At 62.0% G+C, this 25430-nt stretch carries 22 protein-coding genes and 2 pseudogenes; 13 read left to right on the top strand and 11 right to left on the bottom strand.

Annotated features, from left to right (window positions below):
* The first annotated feature begins 98 nt into the window (after window positions 1–98).
* A pseudogene (ligD, locus tag LDP01_RS03120) lies at window positions 99–1344 on the top strand (non-homologous end-joining DNA ligase).
* A 21-nt stretch (window positions 1345–1365) separates the two neighbouring features.
* On the opposite strand, the gene LDP01_RS03115 reads toward ligD, so the two are convergent.
* Window positions 1366–3081, bottom strand: coding sequence for a thiamine pyrophosphate-binding protein (locus LDP01_RS03115; RefSeq protein WP_224090130.1), 1716 nt, complete (start codon window positions 3079–3081; stop codon window positions 1366–1368).
* Complete coding sequence (locus LDP01_RS03110; protein WP_224090129.1) at window positions 3078–3890, bottom strand: cyclase family protein; 813 nt, start codon at window positions 3888–3890, stop codon at window positions 3078–3080. Before LDP01_RS03110 ends, LDP01_RS03115 begins: the two co-directional genes overlap by 4 nt.
* 340 nt (window positions 3891–4230) lie before the next feature.
* Here LDP01_RS03110 and LDP01_RS03105 point away from each other — a divergent pair, with 340 nt between their 5' ends.
* The 6 genes from LDP01_RS03105 (at window position 4231) to LDP01_RS03080 (ending at window position 10051) form a co-directional block, all read left to right on the top strand.
* Window positions 4231–5559, top strand: coding sequence for an MFS transporter (locus tag LDP01_RS03105; RefSeq protein ID WP_224090127.1), 1329 nt, complete (start codon window positions 4231–4233; stop codon window positions 5557–5559).
* A gap of 49 nt (window positions 5560–5608) precedes the next feature.
* On the top strand, window positions 5609–6748 hold the full coding sequence (locus tag LDP01_RS03100) for a thiolase family protein (protein ID WP_224090126.1): 1140 nt from the start codon (window positions 5609–5611) through the stop codon (window positions 6746–6748).
* The gene (locus tag LDP01_RS03095; protein WP_224090125.1) at window positions 6745–7062 is read left to right on the top strand and encodes a zinc ribbon domain-containing protein; all 318 of its coding nucleotides are present in this window, start codon (window positions 6745–6747) and stop codon (window positions 7060–7062) included. The genes LDP01_RS03100 and LDP01_RS03095 overlap by 4 nt, the downstream gene beginning before the upstream one ends.
* Window positions 7059–8675: an ATP-dependent acyl-CoA ligase gene (locus tag LDP01_RS03090; RefSeq protein WP_224090124.1), complete on the top strand. Its 1617-nt coding sequence runs from the start codon at window positions 7059–7061 to the stop codon at window positions 8673–8675. Before LDP01_RS03095 ends, LDP01_RS03090 begins: the two co-directional genes overlap by 4 nt.
* A gap of 59 nt (window positions 8676–8734) precedes the next feature.
* On the top strand, window positions 8735–9709 hold the full coding sequence (locus LDP01_RS03085) for a LysR substrate-binding domain-containing protein (RefSeq protein ID WP_224090123.1): 975 nt from the start codon (window positions 8735–8737) through the stop codon (window positions 9707–9709).
* A 150-nt stretch (window positions 9710–9859) separates the two neighbouring features.
* Window positions 9860–10051 carry a hypothetical protein gene (locus LDP01_RS03080; protein WP_224090122.1) on the top strand — a complete coding sequence of 64 codons (192 nt, stop codon included), beginning with the start codon at window positions 9860–9862 and terminating at the stop codon, window positions 10049–10051.
* A 251-nt stretch (window positions 10052–10302) separates the two neighbouring features.
* Here the strand turns inward: LDP01_RS03080 and LDP01_RS03075 are convergent, their stop codons facing one another.
* From LDP01_RS03075 to LDP01_RS03065, 3 genes are all read right to left on the bottom strand, one after another.
* A complete protein-coding gene (locus tag LDP01_RS03075) occupies window positions 10303–10752 on the bottom strand; it encodes a DUF1003 domain-containing protein (RefSeq protein WP_224090121.1) in 450 nt (149 codons plus the stop codon).
* Between the two features lie 264 nt (window positions 10753–11016).
* Window positions 11017–13443, bottom strand: coding sequence for a phosphoketolase family protein (locus LDP01_RS03070; RefSeq protein WP_224090120.1), 2427 nt, complete (start codon window positions 13441–13443; stop codon window positions 11017–11019).
* A gap of 13 nt (window positions 13444–13456) precedes the next feature.
* Complete coding sequence (locus LDP01_RS03065) at window positions 13457–14605, bottom strand: acetate/propionate family kinase (RefSeq protein WP_224090119.1); 1149 nt, start codon at window positions 14603–14605, stop codon at window positions 13457–13459.
* Between the two features lie 166 nt (window positions 14606–14771).
* Between LDP01_RS03065 and LDP01_RS03060 the strand changes: the two are divergent.
* Both LDP01_RS03060 and LDP01_RS03055 read left to right on the top strand, forming a co-directional pair.
* A pseudogene (locus LDP01_RS03060) lies at window positions 14772–15296 on the top strand (universal stress protein); the annotation flags it as partial.
* Between the two features lie 176 nt (window positions 15297–15472).
* Complete coding sequence (locus tag LDP01_RS03055) at window positions 15473–15580, top strand: universal stress protein (RefSeq protein WP_224090117.1); 108 nt, start codon at window positions 15473–15475, stop codon at window positions 15578–15580.
* Window positions 15581–15627: 47 nt separating this feature from the next.
* On the opposite strand, the gene LDP01_RS03050 is transcribed toward LDP01_RS03055, so the two are convergent.
* A complete protein-coding gene (locus LDP01_RS03050; protein WP_224090115.1) occupies window positions 15628–16125 on the bottom strand; it encodes a pyridoxamine 5'-phosphate oxidase family protein in 498 nt (165 codons plus the stop codon).
* 350 nt (window positions 16126–16475) lie between these two features.
* Between LDP01_RS03050 and LDP01_RS03045 the strand changes: the two genes are divergently transcribed.
* Window positions 16476–16898 carry a pyridoxamine 5'-phosphate oxidase family protein gene (locus LDP01_RS03045; protein ID WP_224090113.1) on the top strand — a complete coding sequence of 141 codons (423 nt, stop codon included), beginning with the start codon at window positions 16476–16478 and terminating at the stop codon, window positions 16896–16898.
* Here LDP01_RS03045 and LDP01_RS03040 read toward each other — a convergent pair.
* From LDP01_RS03040 to LDP01_RS03025, 4 genes are all read right to left on the bottom strand, one after another.
* On the bottom strand, window positions 16837–18705 hold the full coding sequence (locus LDP01_RS03040) for a heavy metal translocating P-type ATPase (protein ID WP_224090999.1): 1869 nt from the start codon (window positions 18703–18705) through the stop codon (window positions 16837–16839). The two genes, LDP01_RS03045 and LDP01_RS03040, sit on opposite strands and share 62 nt — an antisense overlap.
* Before the next feature lie 72 nt (window positions 18706–18777).
* On the bottom strand, window positions 18778–19845 hold the full coding sequence (locus LDP01_RS03035) for a zinc-dependent alcohol dehydrogenase family protein (protein ID WP_224090996.1): 1068 nt from the start codon (window positions 19843–19845) through the stop codon (window positions 18778–18780).
* 72 nt (window positions 19846–19917) lie between these two features.
* Complete coding sequence (locus LDP01_RS03030) at window positions 19918–20382, bottom strand: pyridoxamine 5'-phosphate oxidase family protein (RefSeq protein WP_224090111.1); 465 nt, start codon at window positions 20380–20382, stop codon at window positions 19918–19920.
* Window positions 20383–20483: 101 nt separating this feature from the next.
* Window positions 20484–20954, bottom strand: a complete 471-nt coding sequence (locus LDP01_RS03025; RefSeq protein ID WP_224090109.1) for a pyridoxamine 5'-phosphate oxidase family protein — start codon at window positions 20952–20954, stop codon at window positions 20484–20486.
* 294 nt (window positions 20955–21248) lie between these two features.
* Here LDP01_RS03025 and LDP01_RS03020 point away from each other — a divergent pair, with 294 nt between their 5' ends.
* On the top strand, window positions 21249–22817 hold the full coding sequence (locus LDP01_RS03020; protein ID WP_346658899.1) for a GAF domain-containing sensor histidine kinase: 1569 nt from the start codon (window positions 21249–21251) through the stop codon (window positions 22815–22817).
* Window positions 22818–22834: 17 nt separating this feature from the next.
* On the opposite strand, the gene LDP01_RS03015 is transcribed toward LDP01_RS03020, so the two are convergent.
* Complete coding sequence (locus tag LDP01_RS03015; protein WP_224090107.1) at window positions 22835–23524, bottom strand: response regulator; 690 nt, start codon at window positions 23522–23524, stop codon at window positions 22835–22837.
* Window positions 23525–23763: 239 nt separating this feature from the next.
* On the opposite strand from LDP01_RS03015, the gene LDP01_RS03010 reads away from it, so the two are divergent.
* Window positions 23764–24126: an SPW repeat protein gene (locus tag LDP01_RS03010; protein WP_224090105.1), complete on the top strand. Its 363-nt coding sequence runs from the start codon at window positions 23764–23766 to the stop codon at window positions 24124–24126.
* 386 nt (window positions 24127–24512) lie between these two features.
* Window positions 24513–25376, top strand: coding sequence for a universal stress protein (locus LDP01_RS03005; RefSeq protein ID WP_224090103.1), 864 nt, complete (start codon window positions 24513–24515; stop codon window positions 25374–25376).
* The last annotated feature ends 54 nt before the right edge of the window (window positions 25377–25430 follow it).

Here is a 25430-nt window from a genome sequence, read left to right as displayed (position 1 = left end):
GACTCCCGCGATTGTGGTGGTGGACTGACATGGTCAATATAGTCGCCGCCCTCGCCCTTGGTCTGGCTGGGACCGCCGATCGTTGCTAGCGTGGCGGCATGAACCCGTCGAAGACTCCGGCAGAGATTCTGGACATTGGCGACGCCGAAGTTCGCGTCTCGAATCCGGACAAGGTGGTTTTCCCCGAACCCGGGCTAACGAAGCTGGATTTGGTCCGCTACTACCTTTCAGTTGCGGAGGGTGCGCTGCGGGGCGCGGGCGGCCGCCCCATGGTGCTCAAGCGCTTCCCCAAGGGCATCGACGCTGAGCCGTTCTTTCAGAAGCGCGTACCCGAAAACCATCCGGAGTTCATTGATACGGCAACGTTGCACTACTCATCGGGGACGTCAGCAGAAGAAACTGTAATCCGGGACGCCGCCGGTTTGGCGTGGGTGGTGAATCTTGGCTGCCTGGACCTCAACCCCCACCCCGTACGTGCCGAGGATCTGGATCATCCCGATGAGCTGCGGATCGATCTTGATCCCATGCCCGGTGTGGATTGGTCGCAGATCGTCGACGTCGCCTATGTGGCGCGCGAGGTGCTTGACGACGTCGGGCTGGTTGGTTGGCCCAAGACAAGCGGGTCCCGGGGACTGCACATTTTGGTGCGGATCTCCCCGGAGTGGTCCTATAGCGAGCTGCGGCTCGCCGCGGAGACCCTTGCCCGGGAGGTCGAGAACCGGGCCCCCGGGCTCGCCACGGCGCGGTGGTGGAAGGAGGAACGCGGCGAAAGTGTCTTCGTCGACTTCAACCAGAACGCGAAGGATCGGACTGTCGCCTCCGCCTACTCTGTCCGGCCCCCGGCCGGATGCCCGCGTTTCTACTCCCCTGACATGGGCCGAGGTCACTACCACCAGGCCCGAACAATTCACCGTCCGCTCAGTGCCAGAACGCTTCGCGGAGCTGGGCGATCCCCACGCTGGAATCGACGGCGCCGTTGGATCCCTCGAGGGCCTGCTGGCCTTGGCCAAGGAACTTGGCCCCGCCGAGAAGGCACCGCGCGCCGGCGATGGGTCGGGCCGCCGTGTCTCAACAATGCCACTCATTGAGGTAGCCCGCACAAAGACCAAGCCCGAAGCGCAGGCCGCCCTCGATGAATGGAAAGCCCGGCATGCGGACCTTGTCCCGGACCTGCACCCCGCCGATGTACTCATCGATGGGATGCGCGGTTCGAGTTCGCTCTGGTACCGGGTCCGGGTGAACCTGCAGCACATCCCCGGAGCAAAGCGCCCGGCCCAGGAGGAGCTCATCGCGGACTACGATCCCTGGGCCGGCAAGGAATGGCCAGGGCGTCCAGGATCCTGATGCCCTGCGCGACGGTCGGCTTCAATGGCCTTTGAAGGCCTCGGCGAGCCACCACGCGCCACCGTCGGAAGCGATGCGGGCGTCAATGACGAGCGGCATATCCCGGGGACCCGCAACCCATTCCTCCACTGGAGCCAAATCCGCGACGCTTCGGACCGTCACGGTGGCAACACCGTAGCCCGCGGCGATGGAGGCGATATCTGTCGTGGGGAATCGAACCACTTCCAGGTCTTCATCATCTGCATCAAAGTGATGGACCTCGGCGCCGTACGCGGAATCGTTGTAAACAATCACCACCATCGGAATCCGCTCACGGACCAGCGTCTCCAATTCGGAAATGGCCATGAGGAAGCCACCGTCGCCGGTGCCCAGGACAGGTACGCGCAGGGGTTGGGCGACCGCCGCGCCGATCGCAGTGGACAACCCCAGCCCAATCGACTGAAAAGCCTGGGTGAAGCAAAAGCCATACTCATCGGGAACGGACAGGTAGGCGCTCGGGTACCCCATGAAATTGCCGGAATCAACGGAAACGATTCGATTGTGGGGCAGGATCCGGTCCAGCTCGCGGCTGAGCACCCGGGGATCGATGGTCCCCGCAGTGGACAGGTCTTCCGTGGCCACCGAGTTCCAGCGCGCATGCACGGCTATCCGGTCAGCCATCTGGTTGGTACGCAGGCCAACCGCCTGGTGTCCGGCAGAGCGCAGTTCATGGAGCACAGCAACGGCCGTCTCGCCGCAATCCCCCAGTACCCCCAGATCGATGGGCCTGTTTGCCCCCAGGGCCGAGTCATCAAGATCCACTTGCACCACTTTTGTTCCCGGGCCAATGAGCGAACCATGGCGCATCGTCCACATGTTCAGCGCACAGCCCCAACCGACGATCAAGTCTGCGTCCCGCACGGTGTCCGCAGTGAATGGCGAGGAGAATCCACCGGAGATTCCTAGATTGAACGCATCGCCGTTGAAGAGTCCGTGAGCGACTGCGGATGTCGCCACGAGCGCGCCCGCGGTTTCGGCGAGCGCTGCGATGTCCGGCCCTGCATCGCGGCCTCCACGGCCAGCCACAAAGACGGGCTTCTTCGCAGCTTGGATGAGTTCTGCCAGTTTGCTGGCAGCCGCCCGTGGAGGCCTGATCCGCTGCCGGGGTTCCAAAGGCTCCACGTGGCCTGTTCCTGCCGGTGCCTCTGCGCTTTGGATGTCTGTCGGCAGTGAAAGGACCACCGTGCGGCGTTCATTTACGGCCGTCCGGTAGGCGCGAAGGGTGTCTGCTACTGCGCTTTGCGGCGAGTGGACCCGCTCAGCCACTGCCCCGACGCTTCGGGCAAGGGCATCCTGATCGATCGTGAAGTTGGACCTGACGGCGGATGCAGCCGTGTCCGCGGTTAGGACGATCATGGGAGTTCGGCTCTTCGCTGCCTCCCCGATTCCAGTTACAGCATTGGTCAGCCCGCAACCCTGATGCGTAGTGACGACCCCTACCTTGCCCGACATCCTCCCGTAGGCATCGGCCATGGTGGCGGCGCCGCCTTCGTGCCTTGCTGCGGTATAGGGAACTCCTGCCCTGCGCAGTGCGTTTGTCACGACGAAGTTCCCGCTGCCCACTACTCCGAAGACGTGGCCGATACCAAGCCGGGCGAGGGTGTTCCCCACGAGTTCGGCAACATTGACGGAGCGGGATGCAGGGACCAGCGCGGTGGGGTCCTGTTTGAGAACCGGGGTGCTGGTGGTGACGGTCATCGTGTTTCTCCTTCTTTGAGCGCGAACACGCGGGCCGGGCTTCCGGTTCCGCCAACGATTGGCAAGGGCGCGACGATGAGCGCGGCTCCGATTGGGGGCAGTTGGTCGAGGTTTTGCAATGAGGTTATTCCGTACTTGTCGTTACCCAGCAGGAAGTGATGGGCCGGAAAGGGAGGTTCCTGTCCACCGGCGGCCCCGGCATCGATACCAACGGTTTCCACGCCAATGCCGGACAGCGCAGACTCCTCGGCAATCCATCGGGCGCATTCGACCGTGAGCCCGGGAGAATGTGGCCCAAACTCGTCCTTGTTCAGGAAGAGCTGTCGGTCATGGGAGCGCTTGTCCCATCCCGTTCGAATGAGGAGCCAGCCGCCGTCGGGCAGTGGTCCGTAGGTTTCCTCCCATCGGCGGATGTGGTGGAGGTCCAGGAGGAAGTCCGGGTCCGCAGTAGCTTCCCCGGTCGCGTCAAGGACGATGGCCGGGCCCACGAGCCTGTTTGGTTCTATCCGGGCGACGTCTTTGCCGTTGCGCCCGGTGATCCAGTGCACGGGCGCGTCCAGATGGGTGCCTATGTGTTCGCCGGTGTGGATATTGTGATGCTTCCAGAAGGGCCCGGGGCTGTTATAGGCGGAGACCTCTTCGAGGCTGAAGTCGATGAGGTTTGCGAAGGGCTCGGGTAGTTCGAGGGTTGGAGTGTTGTTCGAGAGCCTGGTGGTCAGGTCAATGACATCGATCCCGCCCGCGGCGAGGCCGGCAAGCACCTGGGCTACGCTGCCTTGGCGCACGTCAATATTGCTGCTGGTATCCATGAGAGTTCCTTGGGGATGGGTCCGCCGTCGATGAGGGCGTTGAGGGTCCCGTGGCGGTGCGCAACAGGACTTGTGGCTGCGACATTAGCAGCACATTCATACGCACCGGAACAGCGTTTTCATCCCAATTGCAAGGGTTACCCGGAAAGGCATAGCCCCTGGCAAAACCGGCATTCGACGTTCCCCTGCCCTCGGTGGAAACTGAAATCAGCAGCTGTAACGCCCATCACAATTGACCGTTTCGATCATGAAGCGGACAACCTGATCCGCAGAGTTGCAGCCAGGACGGTACGTCCAATTGGCCGCACGATTGCCGGAGCTTTCGCCCTAAGGAGCAACAATGTCCCATCCACAGCACACCTTGCCCGGACAACGTCCCGGAGTCCGTCGGTACGTTGTTGCCTCCCTCGTGGGCAATGCGCTGGAGTGGTATGACTTCTTCCTCTACGCCACTGCATCGGCAGTCGTCTTTGGACGGTTGTTTTTCCCCTCCGACGTCGACCCCCTGGTTGGTACCATGGCCGCCTTCGCCGGCTTCGCCGTCGGGTTTGCAGCCCGTCCTCTGGGCGGAATCATTTTCGGACACATCGGCGACAGGCTGGGGCGCAAGCGCGCCCTGGTCATGACGCTATCCATCATGGGAATCAGCACAGCCCTCATGGGCTTGCTACCCACATATGCGCAAGTAGGGCTGTGGGCCCCTGCCTTGTTGATCCTGCTCAGGGTCATTCAGGGCATCGCGGCCGGTGGTGAGTGGGGCGGAGGCGTCCTGCTGATCAGCGAGAACTCCTCCAATGCCCGCCGGGGCATGCTCTCTGCCTTCAGCCAGGGAGGAATTTCGCTCGGTTTCGTGCTGTCGTCCATGGTCTTCTTCCTGGTCCAGTTGATGCCGGACGCCCAGTTCCTGGCGTGGGGCTGGCGCGTTCCGTTCCTCCTGAGCGTTGTGCTGCTGGCAGTGGGCGCGTACATTCGCTTCCGGCTACCGGAAAGCAAGGAGTTCACCGCCGTCAGCCACAGCAAACAACACCGCCTCCCCGTGCTTGCGGCCATCAAAACCCACCCCCGCGAAATCCTCGTCGCCATGGGACTTCGTGTGGCAGAGAACGGCGGCTCGTACATCTTCCTCTCCTTCTCCATTGCCTATGGAGTTCACGTGGGCGTGGACAAGGGCCTGCTGTTGATGGCAGTGGCAGTATCCATGCTTGTCTCATTTGGCACGTACATCTTCTTCGGCCATCTCTCGGACAGGATTGGACGGCGTCCTGTCTACGCCCTCGGGGCAGTTGGCATGGGCGCCATGGCTTTCCCGTTCTTTTCCATGATTGATTCCAACACTCCCGCCATCGTCATGTTTGCCTTCCTCCTGGGCAATGGCCTCTGCCACGGAGCAATGATCGGAACGCAGCCGGCATTCTTCCACGAACTGTTCTCCGCCGAGGTCCGGTATTCCGCGATGGCGATCGCCCACGAGCTTGCAGCGGTCTTCGCCGGCGGATTCGCCCCTTTGATCGCCACAGCCTTGCTGCTGCAATACGGTTCCTCCATACCGGTGTCCCTTTATGTGATTGGCCTGGTCCTGGTCACGCTCGTAGCACTGGTCTTCTCGCGCCATGGCATCAAAGCCGCACAGAAGGAAAAGGCTGGCCATCAGGCACAGGTTCTCTTGTAGGCACCCAAAGTCCTTCTGCTACTGCTTTCATTCTTTGGAAAGGATGGCCATGACGGTCTCCATCATCGGGACGGGACAGTCCCCCTACACCAGGCACCCTTCACCAGGTACCACCACGTCCCGGCTTATTGCCGGGGCCGTGAGCAAGGCATTGCATGATGCCGGCCTCCAAACCAGTGACGTGGATGGGTTTGCGGTATCCAGCTTCACGCTCGCACCCGATCACGCCATCGATCTGGCATGGCGCATGGGCCTTCGACTCTCCTGGCTGATGCAGGACACCAACGGCGGCGCCAGCGCAGGTGGAATGCTCCAGCATGCCATCCGTGCCATTGAAGCAGGCGACGCAAACGTTATCGTCCTGGCCGCCGGTGACCTCATGGACCAGGCCGCGTTCTCCCGCCTTGTTGCCAGTTACAACAAGGCGACGGAAGTCCATCTGACGCCCCTGCCGATGAACGGACCGAATGCGCTCTTTGCAATGCTTACTTCCCGCCAGATGGAGCACTTGGGACTCTGCCGGGAAGATTACGGCCGCATCGCCGTTGCGCAGCGCCAATGGGCCATGCATAACCCAGCTGCTGTCTACCGCACATCCCTGAGCATGGACGAATACCTTAACGCTCCAATGGTTGCCACCCCCTTGGGCCGGTACGACTGCGTACCTCCCGTTACCGGGGCGGACGCGGTTGTCCTAATGGCAGATCGTAGCAAGGGAACTCCCCGCGCCAAGGTGCTTTCCGCAAAGGCCTCGTACAACTCCGACCAACAGTCCGGCGACGGCCTCGCTACGGGCCTGCAAGCCTGCGCAACCAGCGGCTGGGAGCAGGCGGGGATCGGTCCCAGCGACGTAGGTCTCGCCTGCGTCTATGACGACTACCCGGCCATGGTGGTCGCGCAATTGGCGGACCTGGGCATTCTTTCAGAGCAGGACGACCCGGCCTACTTCATCGAACACCGAATTGCCACGCGCCAGTTGCCGGTCAACAGCTCCGGAGGCCAGCTTTCGGCCGGGCAAGCTGGTGCAGCGGGTGGAATGCACGGACTGGTTGAAGCGGCCACACAGCTGATGGGACGGGCCGGGGCCCGTCAGGTCACGGCACGCCACGCAGTCGTCAGCGGTTATGGGATGGTCCTTTACCGTTACGGGGCCTGCGCCACGATGTCGGTGCTGGAGGCAGCCGAATGAGCGCCGCCATCCAAGCCTGCGTTGGATGCGGGAGCCTCTTCTTTCCGGCACGTCTCATTTGTCCCCGCTGCGGACAGGATGACTTTTCGACGGTCCAGGCCGGGCACGCAGACGTCCAGCAGACAACGCAACTGGCTGACGGCACGCTTCTGGCCACTCTGAGTATCCCGAACGGGCCTCATGTCATTGCCAGGGTGACCGGCGGCACGACAAAGCCCGGTCAAAGCCTGCCGCTCACCAACAACCCAAACGCCGGCCCCGGCGTCCACGCCTTCATCCCTGTCCACTCAAACGTAAATGAGAATCAGCCATGAACCCTCAGGTAACAGACCCAAACCGCCGCCCCCTGACCATCCCGGAAATGCTCCTTGAACGAGCCCGGAAAGCACCCACGGCGCCTCTGTTCCGCTGCGGTGAAATTCGTCGGGACAGCCAGACGATGGCAGACGCAGTTGCCCGCGCTGGTGGGCTGCTGCGCAGTGCCGGGATCGAGGCTGGCCAAACAGTAGCCCTGATGTCCTCCAACAGGATAGAGCTGCTGGACTTCATCCTGGGCTGCGCATGGATCGGCGCTGTCGCTGTCCCCGTAAACACTGCAAGCAGGGGCGAGCAGTTGCGGCACGTCCTGATCAACTCCCGACCGGCGCTGATGGTTGCTGAAGCTGAACTGCTGCCCCATATCTCCGCGGTTGGTCCAATACCGGACCTGCAGAAGGTGTGGGTACTTGATGGTTCGATGACGGACGTTACCACCGCTTTCGAGGCCACCCCCGCATTTGAGGTTATGCCTGTTCCCGAGGCCGTTTCCGGAGTGGAACCAGTGGAAGCGGGACCGGCAGACACAGCTGCGATCCTTTACACCTCCGGCACCACCGGGGTATCCAAAGGTGTGCTGTGCCCTCAAGGGCAGTTCTATTGGTGGGCCGAAAATATGTCAGACCAGCTGGGTCTCAAGCCTGATGACGTGCTCTACACCTGTTTGCCGCTGTTCCACACGAACGCCCTCAATGCCTTCATGCAGGCCGTCGCTTGCGGCGGTGAGTACGTACTCGGCCCACGGTTTTCGGCCTCGCGGTTCTGGGCAGATGCGTCCTCGGCGGGAGCGACCGTGACCTACCTTCTCGGCGCGATGGTCGGAATACTCGCCGGCAAGGAGCCTGCACCCGGCGATCGGAACCACACCATTCGCCTGGCCCTTTCCCCGGCCACGCCTTCCCGCCTGGTGGAGCCCTTCCAGGAACGGTTCGGTGTGCTCCTCCTGGATGGCTACGGATCCACCGAGACCAACTCCGTGATCGGTTCCACGCCCCATCGGTGGCGTCAAGGGTACATGGGCCAGGTGCGGCCCGGGTTCTCCATCCGCGTTGTGGACGCGCACGGAGTGCCCGTTCCCAATGGGCAGCCGGGTGAGCTGCTCATCCGCAGCGAGCAGCCCCATGCACTGGCCACCGGATACCATGCCATGCCCGAGGCGACAACGAAGGCGTGGCAGGATCTCTGGTTCCATTCCGGGGACAGGGTGGTTCTGGAAGAGGACGGGTGGGTCCGGTTTGTCGACCGGATCAAGGATGTCATCCGGCGCCGCGGGGAAAACATCTCTTCAGTGGAGGTTGAGCAGGTTCTGCGGCAGCATCCCGCCGTCCAGGAGGCTGCCGTGTACGCGGTGGATTCCGAACTCGGTGAAGATGAAGTCATGGCCGCACTTGTCCTGCGTGAACCTGTGGATTTTGAGGGGTTGTGCGAGTTCTGTGTTCCCCGGCTCGCTTCCTTCGCCATCCCCCGCTTCCTGCGGGTCGTGGATGAACTGCCCCAGACCGAGAACGGCAAAGTGCGCAAACAGGTGCTCAAAGCCGCTGGCCGGGAGGCAGCACAGTGGGACAGGGACGTTGCCTCCCCGCACCGGGCCGCGTCTGTAGGCACCCGCTGATTGCCACTCCCGCTGGGGTTGGCAGCAGCCCGCAGGATATCGACCCGTAGGATGAAGGCATGGACCTGCGGGCGCTGCTGACCACCCACGTAAAGCTCCGCCACCTTGTCATTGTGCTCACCGTGGCGGAGCAAGGCAGCTTGGTCCGGGCGGCCGAAGAACTCTATCTAACCCAACCGGCGTTGAGCCGCGCTTTACGGGAAGCCGAACACGCCATCGGAGCACCCCTTTTCGAACGAACGGCGCGTGGGATGGTCCCTACGCCGGCCGGGGAGGCATGCCTTGAGCATGCAAAGGCCATCGTCGGTCATCTCAGCACCCTGCGGCGCCGGGTAGAGGAACTGGCCGACCCTGCCTCGGGCCTGGTTAAGGTGGGCGCACATGTCACCGGCGCCAATCTCCTGTTGCCGCGCGCTGTCGCCCGCCTCACCGCCGAAAAGCCCCGCGTGGAAGTCCGTCTCCGCGAAGCGCCGCCTGAGACACTGATCCAGGAACTGGGCAATGGTGACCTGGACCTGCTTGTAGGGCGTGTGACTGAGCATCCCAGTACAGCACGGCTGCGGCTCGTCCCCCTGTACCGTGAGGACTTTCGCATCGTCGCCGCTCCGTGGCACCCCGCCCACGCCATGCCCGACGTCACCCTGCAGGACCTGGCAGATCAGCGCTGGGTGGTACCACTTGCCAACACTCCGCTTCGCGATGAGCTCGAACAGAATTTCAGGAATGCCGGGCTTGCCCCACCTGCACAACAGGTCGAATCCGGCGCTCCGGCCACCGTGCGTACGCTCGTGGTGGAGGCGGGGTTCCTGGCCCTCATGCCTGAGTCCATGGCCTTGGCTGAACCGGATGTGAAGATCGTCGACCTTCATCTGAACGGACTGGCTCAACAAGTAGGGCTGCTGCTCCATCCCGATAGGCCCCTGGCCCCCAGCGCAGCACTGCTGGCAGAAAAACTCCGCGAAGTCGGGGACGAGATGGCAAGCGAACTTGCTCTACGGGCGCTGCCTTCGTCCGAGGTTCCCGGAGAAGGCTGAACGAAGGCAGACTGCAATTCGAAATCCTTGGTAATCGTCAACAATTGACGATATTGTTGTTGCATCCGTCTGCGAAAGGCAGCCCCCCATGCGACAACGTCGTCGTCTATCGCCCTGGAAGTTTTGCAAGCCGGCGAAGGTTCTGGCGCCATGCTTAGCTTGAGCCTCATCATCGCCGCGGCCTTGGTGACCAGTTTCAGTGCAGTGTCCCTCATTCCGCGCTCCGCGCCAGGAGGATCGCGGCTCTCCAAGGACGGCCTCCTCTTGCAGCTCGGCGCGGGAATCCTCGCGCTGGCGTCCGTGGTGCTTGCCGTCAACATCCAGCTGGGCGCGTTTGGGTGACGGAAGCACTGCGTCCTTGTTTCCCTGCTGGATTGGGGATCGGGACGCCGTGGTGTTTGGCACAAATCGGCCATAAGTCAGCTAAGAACGGATAGTCCAGTCACTTTGCGGCCCGTCATGCGGCATTGGCCCTCCGGGGTCAGCGTCGTGATAAACCGCTGCGGGTGGCCGACGGGCGAAAAGTACGAGGAGTTTCCATCCGCTATGCGTCCAGGGATTGTGGAATTCCTAACAAGAATCCATGAGCCTGACTACTCACCCAACTCCCCCCTGCGCATTCCCTGATCCGTCGGGCCTGGCCTGAGCAGGAGTGCCCGGAGTTCCTCCAGCAGTTCCAGCTGCTGGTTGTTTACCGCCATGAGCCGGTCGATTTCTGCCTTTGCCTGCACATCTGTTTCAAAATCATGCAAAGCCATGGCGGCAGCTATGGAATCCTGACGCTTTGCGGCAATGAGCAGTATGGCGCCTTGGAGCCCCGCCAGCATTGATAAGAAGAGGTTCAGCAGGATGAATGGATACGGGTCCCAGGCCTGCGCAGCGAACAGATAGGTATTGACGGCGGCCCATGCAGCCATGAAGGCAACGAAGAGCCCAACGAAAGTCCAGCTGCCCATGCCGTTCCGAAGGGCGTCGGCCGCGCGCTCACCACGGCTCAACCCAGCCTTGTGCTGTCCATGCCACGTTCTCATTCGCTCACTCATGAGCACAGCGTAGAGCGCGGAAGGCAGTCCAGGGACTTTCAGCACTTGTTGAGCGTTGCGATGTCGCGCACGCAGCCCCGGAGTATCAGCACGCCGTCCAAACAAGCTATTCGCTATGGGAGGGGTGCTTGTCATGACGTGTGTTGGCATACGGAATGTTTGGGTGTTCCTGCGGGGGCTGCGGATTGTCATCGGACCGGCAATACTCGTGCTTCTGGTGGTCCTGATGTGAGGATCAAGGGATGTTGGCGTCATCGAAGTCCGTTAGGAATCCGGCTCCGACCATGTCCAGTCCCTGATCTCTGGAAGGTCTTCGAAATGCTCCCGTATGTAGGTTGCGTGGGCGTCAAGCTGACTCAGACAGTGCTTCACAAGTTCTTCCGAACCTGCGAAGTGCCCACGGGCCCGGCGTAGCGCCTCCATGACCAAGTGGTAGCGGCTAACCCTGTTCAGGACCACCATGTCAAAGGGTGTGGTGGTGGTCCCTTGTTCGTTGTAACCGCGGACGTGGAATCTCTCGGGATGTGGGCGGCCGTGCAGGAGTTGATGGAGAGCCCGCGCGTATCCATGCCACGCCATCACCACGTCCACGTCAGTAGTCAAGATCTCTTCAAACTTCTCAGTTGAGAGCCCGTGGGGATGCGCACCCGCAGGCGGGAGCACCATGGCATCCATGACGTTGACCACCCGCAGAGTCAGCTTGGGGACGTAACGCTGGAGAAGCCAGGCGGCGGCCAGGGTCTCCTGGGTGGGAACATCCCCGGCACAGGCAAGGACGATGTCAGGTTCTGAAGCCACGGGTGAACTGCCGCGCGGTTCATTCCCGGCCCACCCCCATATGGACGCACCAACGGCAGCGTGCTCCCTGGCCTCGGCAAGCGTCAGATACTGGGGGTGGTCCTGCTTGTCGATGACAACGAGGTTTACGTAGTCCTTGCTCCCCAGCATGTGCTCCGCCGCCACTAACAGGGTATTGGCATCCGGCGGGAGGTAGACCCTGATGACACTTCCGGACAGCGATAGGACCGTGTCGATGAGCCCCGGTCCCTGATGGCTGAATCCGTTGTGATCGTTTCGCCAACAGGTAGAGGTCAGCAGGATATTAAGGCTCGGGACTGGCTGCCGCCATTCCAGCTCCCTGGAATGCTGCAACCACTTGGCGTGCTGGACTGTCATGGAGGCGCTCACCATCGCAAATGCCTCGTAGCTTGCGAAGAGGCCGTGCCGTCCTGTTAGCACGTATCCTTCAAGCCAGCCTTGGCACAGGTGTTCGGAGAGGACCTCCATAACCCGGCCGCTGGCCGAGACATGGTCCTCGGCCAGTGCGGCGGCACTGTTGGCGGGCGACTCCAGCAAGCACCTGTCCGTGGCTTCAAAGACTGCACCAAGCCGGTTGCTATTGGTTTCGTCCGGGCAGAAAAGGCGGAATTTGGGATCATCGGCGGTATCGATATAGATGTCCCTGAGCATCTCCCCGAGTGGTCTGGTGCTCTCGTTCATCAACGCTCCGCGAGGAACAGCCCGGACGGCGTACCGGCCAAGGTCGGGGATCACGAGTTCTCCACCACCCACCCCACGGCTCGCCGGCAGCGCTCCCATGCGAAGGTCGCCGTCGGGAGCCAAGGCCGCCAGTTCAGGGATAAGGCGCCCTTGGTCATCGAAGAGGTCCTCCGGACGGTAGGAGCGCATCCAGGCCTCCAGTTGCGCCAGATGCCCGGGCTTTTCCCTTACTCCAGCCAACGGCACCTGATGTGAACGGCTGGTTCCTTCAACCGGCACTCCGTCCACTGCGACCGGCCCCGTCCAACCTTTGGGAGTGCGAAGGATAATGGCAGGCCATCGGGCCGGACCCGTAACGCCTTCTTGGCGGGCATGCGATTGTATGGCCCGGATGGAGGCGTACGCCGAATCCATCGCGGAGGCCAAGGCTGGGTGTACAAGGTCCGGATCGTCTCCGGCAACAGTGACAGGGTCCCAGCCATGCGCCGCCAGCAACGCCGCGACGTCCATGTCCGTGCGACGGCCCAAGACCGTGGGACCAGAGATCTTGTATCCATTGAGGTGGAGAACAGGAAGGACCGCGCCGTCGCGGAGCGGGTTGATAAATGCCGGCGCCTTCCATGAACCCTCCAAAGGCCCTGTTTCTGCCTCTCCATCCCCAACCACACAGGCCACAATGAGGTCCGGATTGTCCATGGCGGCTCCAGTGGCATGCATCAGCGAGTACCCCAGTTCACCGCCTTCGTGGATGGAACCGGGCGTGGCCGGTCCGACATGGCTGGCGATCCCGCCGGGCGTCGAAAATTGCCTGACAAGGCGCCTCAGCCCTTCAAGATCCCTGCCAACAGCCGGATAGACCTCTGAATAGCTGCCCTCAAGATACGTATTGGCAACGACGGCGGGGCCTCCATGGCCAGGGCCAGTCACCAAGAGGACTTCCGCCTTCGTGCGACAGATAAGCCGGTTCAGGTGGGCATAAATGAGAGACAGCCCGGGGCTGGTTCCCCAATGGCCCAGAAGCCGGGGTTTGATGTGCCGTGCTTGCAATGGTTCGCGCAGAAGAGGATTTTCCTGAAGGTAGATCTGAGCCACGGTGAGGTAGTTCGCGGCAGCCCAGTAACGGTTGAGCAATTGAAAGTCCTCGGACTCCGGCCCATTGACCTGGCGGGTGTCCGGCGTGCTTGGCCTCATCTTGCAATCCTTCCTATTCACGTTCAGCGAGGAATGAAGCAGTGGCTTCTGCGATTGCGCGCTCCTCGTCGCTGGGCACCACAAGCACAGGAAATGTGGAATCCTCCGTGCTGACGCCGTGGATGCCTTTCACATCAGCTGAGTTCCCCTCCGCGGCAACGTGTAGTCCCAAGGGGCCCAGCCAGGAAAGGACCTTGGCCCTGAACACATGGGAATTCTCACCCACGCCCCCCGTGAACACTAAAGCGTCGGGCCGATGAACCACCATCGAGTATGCCGCGATGTACTTGGCCAGACGGTAGGCAGCAGTCTCGAGGGCCAGAACTGCCCTGGGCTCTCCCCTCTCTACCGCAGCGCCAATTTCGCGCATGTCCGCCGTTCCTGCCAATGCCAGGAGGCCCGATCGATGATTGAGGACAGCATCGACTTCGTCCGCAGTGGCTCCCGCACGTTGCATCAAGACGATGATGGAAGGGTCCAGGTCCCCTGATCGGGTACCCATGACCAGCCCTTCCAGCGGTGTCATACCCATGGAGGTGTCCACGCTCCGGCCGTCCCTGACTGCCGTCACCGATGCGCCATTACCCACGTGCGCCACTATTGCGTTAAGGGAAGGACAAGCCACATCAAGAAACGCAGCCGCATCACGGCATGCCATCTCAACGGAAATGCCGTGGAATCCATAGCGCCTGACGGGGTGCGCTGTATAGCTGTCTTCCGGAATCGCATAGCGGGCTGCGAACTCGGGGATGGAACGGTGAAACCCTGTGTCGAACACAGCCACTTGGGGGATCCCCGGCCAGCGTTCTCCGGCAGTCTTCATACAAGCGGCGCTCGCGGGGTTATGCAGCGGCGCCAAGGGACTCAGCCGTTCAATGGCCGCCACAACGTCCGACGTAACGCGTACCGGAGTACTGAACCGGTCACCGCCGTGAACGACGCGGTGTCCGATTGCCTCCGGAAATCCTGTCCCCGCGTTCTTGGCCACTGCGGCACCGATTTCTTCAAAAGTCTCCAGCAGGAGAGAAGGATCATGGCGGCCATCCGGTGGCAAATTGACCTGTCCCGAAGTCAGGACGCTGTTGTTCCCAGCGGGGTGCATAGTGTCCCTCAAATGGTATTTCAGCGATGAGGAACCGGGGTTCAGCACAAGAACTTGCACATTGTGATCCTTCCCGCCTATGTCCAGTGGGAGCCTCCAGCCCTCTGCTGAGGACCCTAACGCACTTCTGCAGGCGGCGGAAAGGTCTTCTGGCCCTTGCGACCGCGACTTCTCCCGCAGATAGTGGAAACGATCACTGTTGGGACACGCGAGGGGGCGCCGTTACGTGAAGAAGCAGATCGTGGCAGCCCTTGATGGTTCCAGGGCCGGCCGGAACGTCGCAGACTGGGCGGCGGCACATGCAGATGCCCTTGGTCTGGGGCTCAACCTCGTTCATGTCGTTCCGCCCGACTGGGCGTTTCCCGGGGCGGATGAACGAAAGTTGGCCCTGGAACGGGCTGGCGACCTGTTAGGCAGCGAAACCAGGCGGCTCGCCCAGGCGTACCCTTCGTTGGAGGTCTCATCCACACAGTTGACCGGAGAACCTGCAGAAACCCTCGCCGGCCTGTCCCCGGAAGCAAACATGCTGGTCGCAGGAACCGACCGCGGGCCGGGGACGGAAGGCCAGGGATACGGATCCGTCAGTTTCCAGATCGCAGTCACAAGCAACTGCCCTGTCGCGGTGGTTCCGGACATGGCATCCGGTGTCTGCACGGGCGTGGTGGTCGGAGTCGACGGCTCCGCCGATTCGCTCACTGCCCTGGATCTCGCGGCGAGTGAGGCACAGCGTATGGATGAAGAACTGATCATCGTTCATGCGACGGGTCCGGATCCCCGATCTCCCCGGAACGGTGGCATCCTGGCCGAGGCCGTCCGCTGGGTCCACGAAAACTACCCCGGGGTATCCGTGCAGGAAGAGCTGGAGGACAGCCTAGGACCTGGGGACGCGCTGGTGGATGCTGCCAGGGAGGGCCCCGGCTGCTGGTCATGGGCTGCCGCGGGCGGGGCGGCCTACGGGTGCTGCTGGGATCCGTGGCACAGCACGTTCTCCTCAATGTCCAGTGCCCCACCATCCTGACGAGGCCGTCATCCTGACAAGGCCGTCCTGAAACCAGACCGCCAACCCCGGGCCGGCGCGCCCGCTACTGGTGTCCGGCGTCGTTCCCTTCCGCGGCCCCGTCGTCAGATGCGGCAGGATCCAGCGGCGGCCACCACTTGGAGGGTGGGGTGATGACAAACCGCCGTCCACTGATTTCCGTTGGCGTCACCCGCACCAAAATGTCCTTCGGACCGGGCTGCCACGGGGACAAGCCTGCATCCACCGCTTCCTGAATTTCTTCGGGATGGGTCACGAACTCGGGGCGTCCCTTAATGATGACGCTCCAAGCGATGGTCCCGTAACGGTTGAACCCGTCAGCTTCCATAGCAAGCACGGACCCTTCGCGGAGGGCGTTGTGTTTGGTCCCCTGTCCGGTCCTGAACAGCAGCGTCCCGAAATTAGGGATGTAGTTGACCGGGAAGATCTCCGGAACGTCCCCATTGATGAGTGCCACCCTGCACGTAGACGTGGACTGCAGATACTTCCAGCAGTCGTGGACGCTGAGTTCTTTCGTTTCCTGGTCCGGTGATGTGTTCTCCATGGCGCCGAGCCTAACGCCTCAGACGCGGCACGTGTAGGGCAGAAGGTCCTTTCCCAACCGTGCCCTTTGGCCCTAGACACGTCAGGGCTGCTGATGGAGCCTTCCATCGAACAGGCATCCCGTTTTGGAGAAACCATGTCCTCTATGTCTCCCTCCACACCTGAACGGGCCCGCTTCACAGCTTCTCGCGGACAGGCCCGGGAGGCCAGAGCCGAAGGTCATGGTGCCGCACCTTCCCGCAGGACCTTCGACCCTGTTGCGGTCAACATGGCCCGCCGTAGGATCACGGACATCAGCTGCGGCAGGCCATCCAGCCGGGCAGCCCCTACGTCAGGTGCAGGAGAAAGACCGTGGAAAATGACGAGCGACCAGGCACTGTCCTGTCCGAAGCCGACTCATGGAAGGTCCTCGAACGGAACCAGCATGGTCGTTTGGCCGTCAGCGTCCTGGGCGAGCCGGACATCTACCCCTTGAACTTCATCGCACATGGGAAGCGTTTGCTCCTCAGGACCAATCCGGGAACAAAGCTAGCTGAGTTGACTGTCAATGAGAAGGTTGCCTTCGAAGTGGAAGAGATCGTTGACGCCGAAGCCTGGAGTGTGGTCCTCAAAGGGACGGCGCGCGTCATCGAGTCGCAGTCGGAAATCGACGAGGCCGACAAGTTGCCCCTCAAACCGTGGATCCCGACCCGCAAATACACCTACGTGGAGATCACTCCGACGCGTGTCCAGGGCCGCTATTTTGAACTTGGGGATGAGCCCGAGCGCTACTGAACGCGGGGCCAACGGCCCTTGAACGTGCGCTGGCCAGCCGTGGACCAAGCGCCCTGAGCGCATTCAGGATAGTCGCCAAATCCACGAATTCCTGAAGCAGCGCTCCGGCCACGGCGGGGATCACACCCAACGTTGCCACCGCCATCAGGCCTAAGCTTAGGAGGATGCCTGTCCAGATGCTCGTGCGGGCGATCCGCATGGTGTGCTGGCCGATGTCCACCGCGAAGGCGGCTCTTGAGAGGTCGTCGAGCATAATGACCACGTCCGCCGATTCGCTTGCCGCAGTGGCACCTTTGGCGCCCATGGCGATGCCGACGTCGGCCGCCGCCAGGACAGGGGCGTCGTTGACACCGTCACCAACCATCATGACCGGCCGCACAGTGAGGGCTGCAACGGTGGCGACCTTGTCCGAAGGCAGACACTCCGCCTGGACATTCCCGATCCCAGCGGTTTCAGCGATGTGATGGGCGGTCGACGAAGCATCGCCAGTCAGCAGCATGGTTTGTGCGACACCGAGCCTGCGGAGCTCCGTGAGTGTTTCCACAGCATTTGCCCGCAAGGGATCACTCATGATGAGTGTCCCGGCAAACTTTCCCTCCACACCTACGTAGACCGCGAGTTGCCCTCCTTCCAGGGGCGCGCTTTCAAAGCCTGCCGTATTTTCCTCGACGAACGCCGGCTTTCCCACCACCACCCTCCGGGTTCCGACATCGGCAGCCACGCCATTGGTGGCGTGTTCGCTGGCGTTCGTCGCCGGCAGCAACGGTAAGCTCCGCTCGCGCGCCGCCGCGATGACGGAGGCTGCAAAGATGTGCGACGAGTACTGCTCAGCCGATGCCGCCAGCTGCAACAGCTCGTTTTTTGACAGGCCTGCCGCGGCAGAAAGGCGAATCCCGGTCAGGACAGGCCTGCCTTGGGTGAGAGTACCGGTCTTGTCGAACACAGCAGTCTTCACGCGGCTGAGCTGCTCCAACGTACCTGCATTCTTGATGATGATGCCGGCTTTGGCGGCCCGGCTGGTACCGGCAAGGAAGGCGACGGGCGCGGCAATCAGCAAGGGACACGGAGTCGCAACAACGAGCACCTCCACAAACCGGACTGGATCGTGGCTGAGCCACCAGGCCGCCCCGGCAAGGACAAAGGCTACCAGGGTGAACGGCACGGCATATCTGTCAGCCAGGCGAACCGTAGGTGCACGACTCGCCGCGGCTTCCCTCACCAACGCAACAATCTGGCTGTACTGCGAATCGCCCGCGGAAGCCGTGGCCACCATCCGGATCGCGTCGGCCCCGTTCACGGAGCCACTGAGCAGCAAGTCTCCCGCCAGTCGCTCCGCCGGAAGGCTTTCGCCTGTCAGCGCAGACTCGTCAAAGGTCCCGACGTCGGACAGCAGCCTGCCGTCCACGGGAACAGTTTCAGCCGGCTTCACCAGCAGAATGTCACCACGAGCAACGGACTCGACGCCGACGTCTTCCACTAATCCACCGCTTTCCTCACGGTGGGCAATACGCGGGGTACGTTCCAATAGTGCGCGGAGCTCCTTGGTGGCGCGGCCGTGGGCAAAGTCCTCCAACGCTTCGCCACCGGTCAGCATGAGAACAATGACCAAGGACGCAATGTACTCCCCGACAATTGCGGTTGAACAAATGGCCGTAACGGCCAGGAGGTCAATGCCCCACCGTCCTTGAAAAAGGCCCTTGACCATGCTCCCTGCGCGGTAGACCGCTACCGAGAGCGAGTAAATGGTTGCCGTCCCCTGGGCTGCAGCATCGTGCCCGCTGATAATCAGTGCCGCAACGACGAGCATGGCCAGCACAGTGCCGGCCACCAACGGAAAGCGCGCTACCAGCGTCACCAAACGATGTCTCACGATGAATGTTCAGTCACGGGGCGTCCTGCTGAGCACCACTTTCAACGCCTCCGTTTCGGCGGCCCTGGAAAATGTGTCATAGGCGTCCATGATCCGGTCGAGGGAAAAGTGATGGGTGGCGAACTTCTCTGCGGGCAGCTTGTGCTGGGCAACCAAGCGCAGGAGCATCGGAGTGGTGTTCGTGTTGACCAACCCCATGCTGATATTGATATTGCGGATCCACAAGTCCTGCAAGGGCAGTTGAACAGGCTTTCCGTGAACGCCGATATTGGCCACATTGCCTCCTGGACGTACCAGCCGCAGGGCCATCTCGAAAGTCTCCGGAATCCCCACCGCTTCCATGGCAACGTCAACGCCGGCACCATCCGTGAGGGCCAGGACGTCGCTGATCCAATCCTGGCTTTCAGGGTTGACGGTGTGCGTCGCACCGAAATCGGCGGCCCTTGAAAGGCGGCTTACGTTGGGGTCGATGGCGATGATCGTTGACGCTCCGCAGAGTCCCGCCGTCGCCATGGCCGCCAAGCCAATGGGCCCGGCCCCCACTACGGCGATAATGTCGCCGGGAGCAACGCGGCCATCCAGCACGCCGATCTCAAAGGCTGTGGGAAGGATGTCGGACAACATGACGGCCTCATCATCGTTGACGCCGTGCGGAAGCTTGTGAAGTGAGTTGTCCGCGTAGGGAACACGAACGAACTCCGCCTGGGTCCCGTCAATGAGATGACCGAAAATCCAGCCCGTACCCACTTGCCCTTCATCTCCAAGGCAATGCGAGAACAGCCCTTTCCGGCAATTGGTGCAGTGTCCGCAGGACTTGATGCAAGAGATGATCACACGGTCTCCTGGCCTGACGTTGCCAACTGAACCACCAACCTCCACGACGGTACCCACCCCTTCATGGCCGAGGATCCGTCCAGGTTCCACTGCAGGTACGTCGCCCTTGAGGATATGCAGATCGGTGCCGCAAATGGTGGTCGTGTCGATGCGCACAATTGCATCCGTGGGCTCAGTGATGCCCGGATCCGGAACATCCTTCCACGTCTTGGTGTCTGGACCACCGTAAACAAGGGCTTTCATAGTGCTCATCCGTCCTGTACGTGGCGTTGCAGGCTACCGCTTAGCAGGCGTGCAAGGCACTTTGGGAGTGGGTTAGTGGAAGGTTTCGGTACGCGCGTCGTTCAACGGGGTTCCCCAGAGATCCGGTCGCTGGGTCTTGAAGCGGCGGCCGGTGACGGCGTCCGGAACGAGGCGCAGGTAGTAGTTCTTGCTGCCAGGTTGCCAGGGATCGAGTCCCAGCGCGTCAACCTTGGCCCTTTCCTGCCGGTCCAGGATCAGGGCTGTCCGGCCGCGAACGACCACGCTCCAGGCCTTTCCGCTGAGTGCCTGGTAACCGTCGATTTCCAAGGCACAGGACGTGGTCATGGTGCTCCAGAATTTCGTACCGGCACCTGTACGGAAGACGATGCTGTCTCCTTCCAGGACGTAATTCACCGGAAAAACATCAGGGTGTCCTTCAACCAGGACGGCCAGCCGGCCAACGTTGGTCTCACCCAGCAGGTCCCAACATTCGTCAGGGGCCAACCGCTCTATGACTGCATCAGGCTTTGTCTTCATGCCCTCGACGCTAGCGGCGGCAGGTCGCCGTCGTTAGGGCCGTTGGACCCGGGGCAGCGCGGGCCTGGATGCTGTTGGACCGACCGCAGCGGGCCCGCCCGCTATTCCAAACTTGCGCGGGTGGCATCGTCCAAGGGGCTCCACCACGTCAGGGGCGGCGTCACCTTGAAGCGCCGCCCGGTCATGGAGGTTGGGACAATCCGGACAAAATGGTCCTTCCGGCCGGCCTGCCAGGGAAAGAGCAAGAAACCAACAGTGTCCAGTACATCCTGTGTCAACTTGATGCTTTCCGTGGTCCCCTTGATCACTACGCTCCAGGCAATACCGGATCCGGAGTCCACACCGTCCGCCTCCAGCGCTTCAGGCGTTGCCCCCAGTGCCGCATGGAGCTTTGTGCCTTCGCCAGTGCGGAAGACCAAGGTTCCGTGATCAACTTTGTAATTGATGGGGAAGATGTCGGGGTGGTCGCCTGCCCAGACTGCCAAGCGCCCCACCGACACACTGCGGAGCAGTTCCCAGCATTGTTTGATGTCCAGGTTCTCTGCCTCGGGGATCGCTGGTTTGTTCGTCATGCGACGACACTAAGGCGGCCCAAGGGAATGCGACAGGGCCCAAAGCCCCCTACCCGACAACGGTTTCGGGCGGAAGGGCCCCGGAGTAGGCTGGCACCAAAGATGGGTGAGGCACCTCCCGTGGTGTTGCCGGTCCTGGTCGAAAGGCGACAATGAACGATTCTCCGGAGGAAGCACGCAACGAGGCGCCGGGCACGCCGGGAGTCCAGTTGGAAGACCTCCTGAAAGAATTCATGGCCCGGGCGGGAGAACTGCTCCAGGCCCCAGGAGAGAACGCGGGGGCTGCTCGAAGCGGTGGTGGCCGTAGCCGAGGACCTGAGCCTCGAATCCGTGCTGGAGCGGGTTGTCAGATCCGCCTGCGATCTCCTCCAAGCACGCTACGGCGCTCTGGGCGTCATCGGCGAGGACGACGCATTAAGTCACTTCATCACCGTCGGCATCGATGACCACCTGGCCAGCCGGATCGGCCCGCTTCCCACCGGCCACGGGGTCCTCGGTCTTCTGATCACTGAGCCCGCACCGCTGCGGCTCCATGATCTCAGCCAGCATCCCAAAGCCCATGGCTTCCCCCGGAATCATCCTCCCATGAAGTCGTTTCTGGGCGTCCCGGTGCGGGTCCGGGATACGGTCTTTGGGAACCTCTACTTGACTGAAAAGGCCGGCGGCGAGGACTTCACGCCGGAAGACGAGGACCTGGCAATTGCTTTGGCGGCCGCGGCCGGCGTGGCCATTGAGAACGCCCGCCTCTACGAGGACGCCCGTCGCCGCACATCGTGGCTCGAAGCCTGCATGGACGTCACCGGCAGGATGCTGGAGGACGGCCAGCCCGAGAATGCATCCCTGGACCTGATTGCAAGCAGGGCTTTACTGGAATCCGGGGCGAAGCTGGCCTTGGTCCTGTTGCCTGCCGCCGAGCGGCACGGGGTCTACACCGTGGAGGGTTCCGCCGGAATAGACAGTGTTGCACTCAGAGGCCGGGTGCTATCCGTGGATTCCACGGATACCGGCGCCGATACCTTCGACGGAGCAGCGACCGCCCTCGACGATCCCTGGAGACTCGTTGACAAGACAGGCCATGGGCAGCCCGGCAAGCTGCTCATGGTGGACCTCAGCGCCCAAGGCGCCCATCAGGGATACCTCCTACTGGGCCGTTCGCCCGGCGCCGGGGCCTTCTCCGCCACCGATATTGATATGGCATCCGTCTATGGCTCACACGTGGCCCTGGCTTTGGCCCTTGACCGTATTCATCGCTTACGTGAACAGTTGGTCGTCTTCACTGACCGGGACAGGATCGCGCGCGATCTTCATGATCTGGTGATCCAACGGCTCTTCGCCGCAGGACTGAGCATCCAAAGCCTGCGTCGCTTCACCTCCACAGGATCAGCTGCAGGGCGGATCGATGCCATAACGGACGAGCTCGACACCAGCATCCGGGATCTTCGGAATACCATCTACTCCCTGCGGGCGACTACCAGTGAACCTGAGCTCTTGAGCAGCCGGATCCTGCGGACCATACAAGCAGGGGCAAAGACTCTGCCACATGCACCACACCTGACACTGACAGGGGCCGTGGATGCCTTGGAGGACGAGGTTGTCGTAGAGCACCTGTTGGCAGTCATTACGGAAAGCCTGAGCAACGCCGTACGCCATTCGGGGGCAGAAACGATCACAGTGGCCGTGGCGGTGGAAGACGGCGCCCTGATTATGGAGCTGGCCGATAATGGCTGCGGATTCAAGGAGCCCCGTGCCGGCAACGGGCTGGGCAACATGATCCGCAGGGCAGCTGAACTCAATGGTTCATGCACCATCACCAGTGCCCCGGGCAAGGGTACCTCGCTGACATGGACCGTTCCGTTGCGGTGAGCCGGTCAACCTGACAGTCAGTGACCTCTTCCTGAGTCCTCCCCCGGCGCCTGGGCCATGAAGACCGCCGCCTGGGTCCGGCGTTCAAAACCCAGTTTCGCCAACAATGACGAAACATAGTTCTTGACAGTCTTCTCTGCCAGTAGCATCTCTTCACCAATCTGGCGGTTGGTCATGCCTTGGCCGACGTACTCCAGGACACGCCGCTCCTGCGGCGTCAGTGACGCTACGCGCGGATCCAGCCTCTTGGGCTCCGTGAGTCCCTTGATAATGCGGGCCTTGACACTCTCATCGAACAATGATTCGCCGCGGGCTGCGCGTCGCAGGGCCCCCAGGAGATCCGTGCCGCCAATTTCCTTGAGAATGTAACCGGCCGCACCGGCAAGCACCGCGCCACGCAATGCCTGCTCGTCGTCGTAGCTGGTCAAAATCAAACAGTTGAGGCGAGGGTCAACGGAACGGACGTCCCGGCAAACTTCGATTCCCGTCCCGTCCGGAAGCCGCGCATCCAGGACCGCGACGTCGGGGTGCAAGGCTGGTATCCGCCGAGTCGCCTCCTCTGCAGACCCCGACATCCCAACCACCTCGAACCCCTCGCTTTCCAGAAGCTCCTGCAAACCCCGGCGTACCAATTCGTGGTCGTCGAGTATGAACACACGGATGGGCTGCACCGTGATATCCGGGGCGGATTCCTCTAGGGGATACATCGCTTTCCTCTCCGGCGGCGGCACCGCACTTGCCGATCTATCAACTCCCCCAAATTGTTGCGGACCTCCTCCCCGGGTCACAAGGGCCCAAGGACCCTGCCGCGCCCTCGTGACTTTCGGCCCTGTACTTTCGGCCCTGTTGCGCTTCGAGGTTTGAACTGAATCTGGGAATACGGGAGACCGGAAGCCGCCCTGCAGAGGCAGGCGGTGTTTCCAGACAATGAAGGAGCAAGAAAACCATGAAGAAATGGACGCGATGGCAGGACTGGACCGTTGTCGCAGCCGGCGCCTATGCGGCCCTATCCGTGTTGTGGACCAGTCAAATGGGATCCTCGACGGCAGTCATGGTCACCCTGGGCATACTCCTTGTCATCGGCGGGGTGGTTAACCTTGCCGCGCCAGGGTTGCCTGCTGCGGAATGGGCACAAGCCATCATTGCGGTGGCCCTGCTGCTGGCGCCGTGGGTAGCCGGCTTCACTTCGGCCACAGGCGCAGCCTGGAGCGCGTGGATTACCGGCGCCGTTGCGTTGGTAGTAACCGCGTTGGCAATAAAGCCCAGTACTGAGGGATACCGGCATCACCACGCCGTTCCGTCGTCCTAGCGAGGACAAACACCTGGCGCCGGAGCATCGCCCGGCGCCAGATGCTTCCCCGAATCCCGCTGCTTCAGCCGCCGGCCCAGCGCCCACTTGCAGGAAGAGGAAGCCCGCTACGCAGGCCAAATGGGCTCCTCAGTCCACGTGCTGGCAGCAGGATCCTGCACCCTATACAGGCGTAAGGGTCCGACCCGAATAATGCCCTGGTGCTGAGCGGCTACCAGCCGCCGGAACCCGCGAAGCCAGATCCCCGGCCCTGGACAGCAGCGGGACCAGCATCCACTTAGTAGGACTTCCGGCCCTAACTCCAAGGAAATGGAAAGCAGAAACTGGACTGACAAAGCCCCGGCCTCACCCTTCCGGGGAAATATCCAAGAAGAATGGGATCAGCCATGAAGGAAGCAATTGTCGTTGGCGTCAGCGATTCCCCCGGTAGCGAGGCCGCCACACGGTGGGCCATGCAGAGGGCGGCCGCCCTGAAGTTGCCGGTGCAGCTTGTTCACGCAGTGGATGACCGCTGGGCATATGACGCCGTTGGGTATAACGAATGGATCCGGGAATCCGGGGACAAATTCCTGGTCACAGCCAAGGACCGTGCCAGCAAACTTGAGCCGACTGTCGAAATCACCACAGACCTGGTCTCGGGAGGGGCCGGATACGCGCTTCGCAAGAAGTCAAAAAGGGCCTCAATGGTGGTTATAGGATCCGGGCACAGCTGGGTTGGGGGCTCCCTGACTGACCGTGCGCTGCAGGTTGCCGCCGTGGCCCACTGCCCCGTGGCAGTAATAGGGGAGCATGATCTGGCGAACCGGCACGGCGTCCTGGTGGGCGTGGACGGTTCGGAAGAATCCACGCAAGCCGTGGCGTTTGCCGCAGCCGAGGCGGATCGGGAAGGACAGGAGCTTACCGTGCTCCACGCCTTCCGGCTGCCCGAGCCGGTGGTGGCCCGCGGCATGCCGCCAGGAAACTTCTCAGAAATCGTTGCCGAGGAAGAACGCGTGGTGTTGGCCGAAACGGTTGCAGGGTTGGCAGACACCTACCCTGACCTCATTGTGCATCAGGTTCTGGAGACACACACGGGACCCGCAGAGGCACTTATCGCAGCCGCCGCTACTGCACGCTTGCTGGTTGTCGGCAGCAAGGGGCGTGGTGGTTTCAAGCGTCTTCTGTTGGGATCAACGGCACACTCAGTACTTAGCAAGCTGCCGTGCCCGACCATCATCACCCGCCTCCATACCGTGAAGCACTCCGAATAGCCTGAGTGCTGCAGTTTGGCTGATCGCTGTAGTTTGAAGGGCCCTGGACCCACA

The sequence above is a fragment of the Arthrobacter sp. StoSoilB13 genome (assembly GCF_019977255.1).
GTDB lineage: Bacteria > Actinomycetota > Actinomycetes > Actinomycetales > Micrococcaceae > Arthrobacter.
The sequence above is the reverse complement of the archived record's forward strand: the minus strand, read 5'-3'. Positions and strand labels throughout refer to the sequence as shown.

Coding starts and splice junctions, on each gene's coding strand:
- LDP01_RS03115 (WP_224090130.1), bottom strand. CDS start 3,081: ATGACCGTCACCACCAGCACCCCGGTTCTCAAACAGGACCCCACCGCG.
- LDP01_RS03110 (WP_224090129.1), bottom strand. CDS start 3,890: ATGGATACCAGCAGCAATATTGACGTGCGCCAAGGCAGCGTAGCCCAG.
- LDP01_RS03105 (WP_224090127.1), top strand. CDS start 4,231: ATGTCCCATCCACAGCACACCTTGCCCGGACAACGTCCCGGAGTCCGT.
- LDP01_RS03100 (WP_224090126.1), top strand. CDS start 5,609: ATGACGGTCTCCATCATCGGGACGGGACAGTCCCCCTACACCAGGCAC.
- LDP01_RS03095 (WP_224090125.1), top strand. CDS start 6,745: ATGAGCGCCGCCATCCAAGCCTGCGTTGGATGCGGGAGCCTCTTCTTT.
- LDP01_RS03090 (WP_224090124.1), top strand. CDS start 7,059: ATGAACCCTCAGGTAACAGACCCAAACCGCCGCCCCCTGACCATCCCG.
- LDP01_RS03085 (WP_224090123.1), top strand. CDS start 8,735: ATGGACCTGCGGGCGCTGCTGACCACCCACGTAAAGCTCCGCCACCTT.
- LDP01_RS03080 (WP_224090122.1), top strand. CDS start 9,860: ATGCTTAGCTTGAGCCTCATCATCGCCGCGGCCTTGGTGACCAGTTTC.
- LDP01_RS03075 (WP_224090121.1), bottom strand. CDS start 10,752: ATGAGTGAGCGAATGAGAACGTGGCATGGACAGCACAAGGCTGGGTTG.
- LDP01_RS03070 (WP_224090120.1), bottom strand. CDS start 13,443: ATGAGGCCAAGCACGCCGGACACCCGCCAGGTCAATGGGCCGGAGTCC.
- LDP01_RS03055 (WP_224090117.1), top strand. CDS start 15,473: ATGGGCTGCCGCGGGCGGGGCGGCCTACGGGTGCTGCTGGGATCCGTG.
- LDP01_RS03050 (WP_224090115.1), bottom strand. CDS start 16,125: ATGGAGAACACATCACCGGACCAGGAAACGAAAGAACTCAGCGTCCAC.
- LDP01_RS03040 (WP_224090999.1), bottom strand. CDS start 18,705: ATGCTCGTCGTTGCGGCACTGATTATCAGCGGGCACGATGCTGCAGCC.
- LDP01_RS03035 (WP_224090996.1), bottom strand. CDS start 19,845: ATGAAAGCCCTTGTTTACGGTGGTCCAGACACCAAGACGTGGAAGGAT.
- LDP01_RS03030 (WP_224090111.1), bottom strand. CDS start 20,382: ATGAAGACAAAGCCTGATGCAGTCATAGAGCGGTTGGCCCCTGACGAA.
- LDP01_RS03025 (WP_224090109.1), bottom strand. CDS start 20,954: ATGACGAACAAACCAGCGATCCCCGAGGCAGAGAACCTGGACATCAAA.
- LDP01_RS03015 (WP_224090107.1), bottom strand. CDS start 23,524: ATGTATCCCCTAGAGGAATCCGCCCCGGATATCACGGTGCAGCCCATC.
- LDP01_RS03010 (WP_224090105.1), top strand. CDS start 23,764: ATGAAGAAATGGACGCGATGGCAGGACTGGACCGTTGTCGCAGCCGGC.
- LDP01_RS03005 (WP_224090103.1), top strand. CDS start 24,513: ATGAAGGAAGCAATTGTCGTTGGCGTCAGCGATTCCCCCGGTAGCGAG.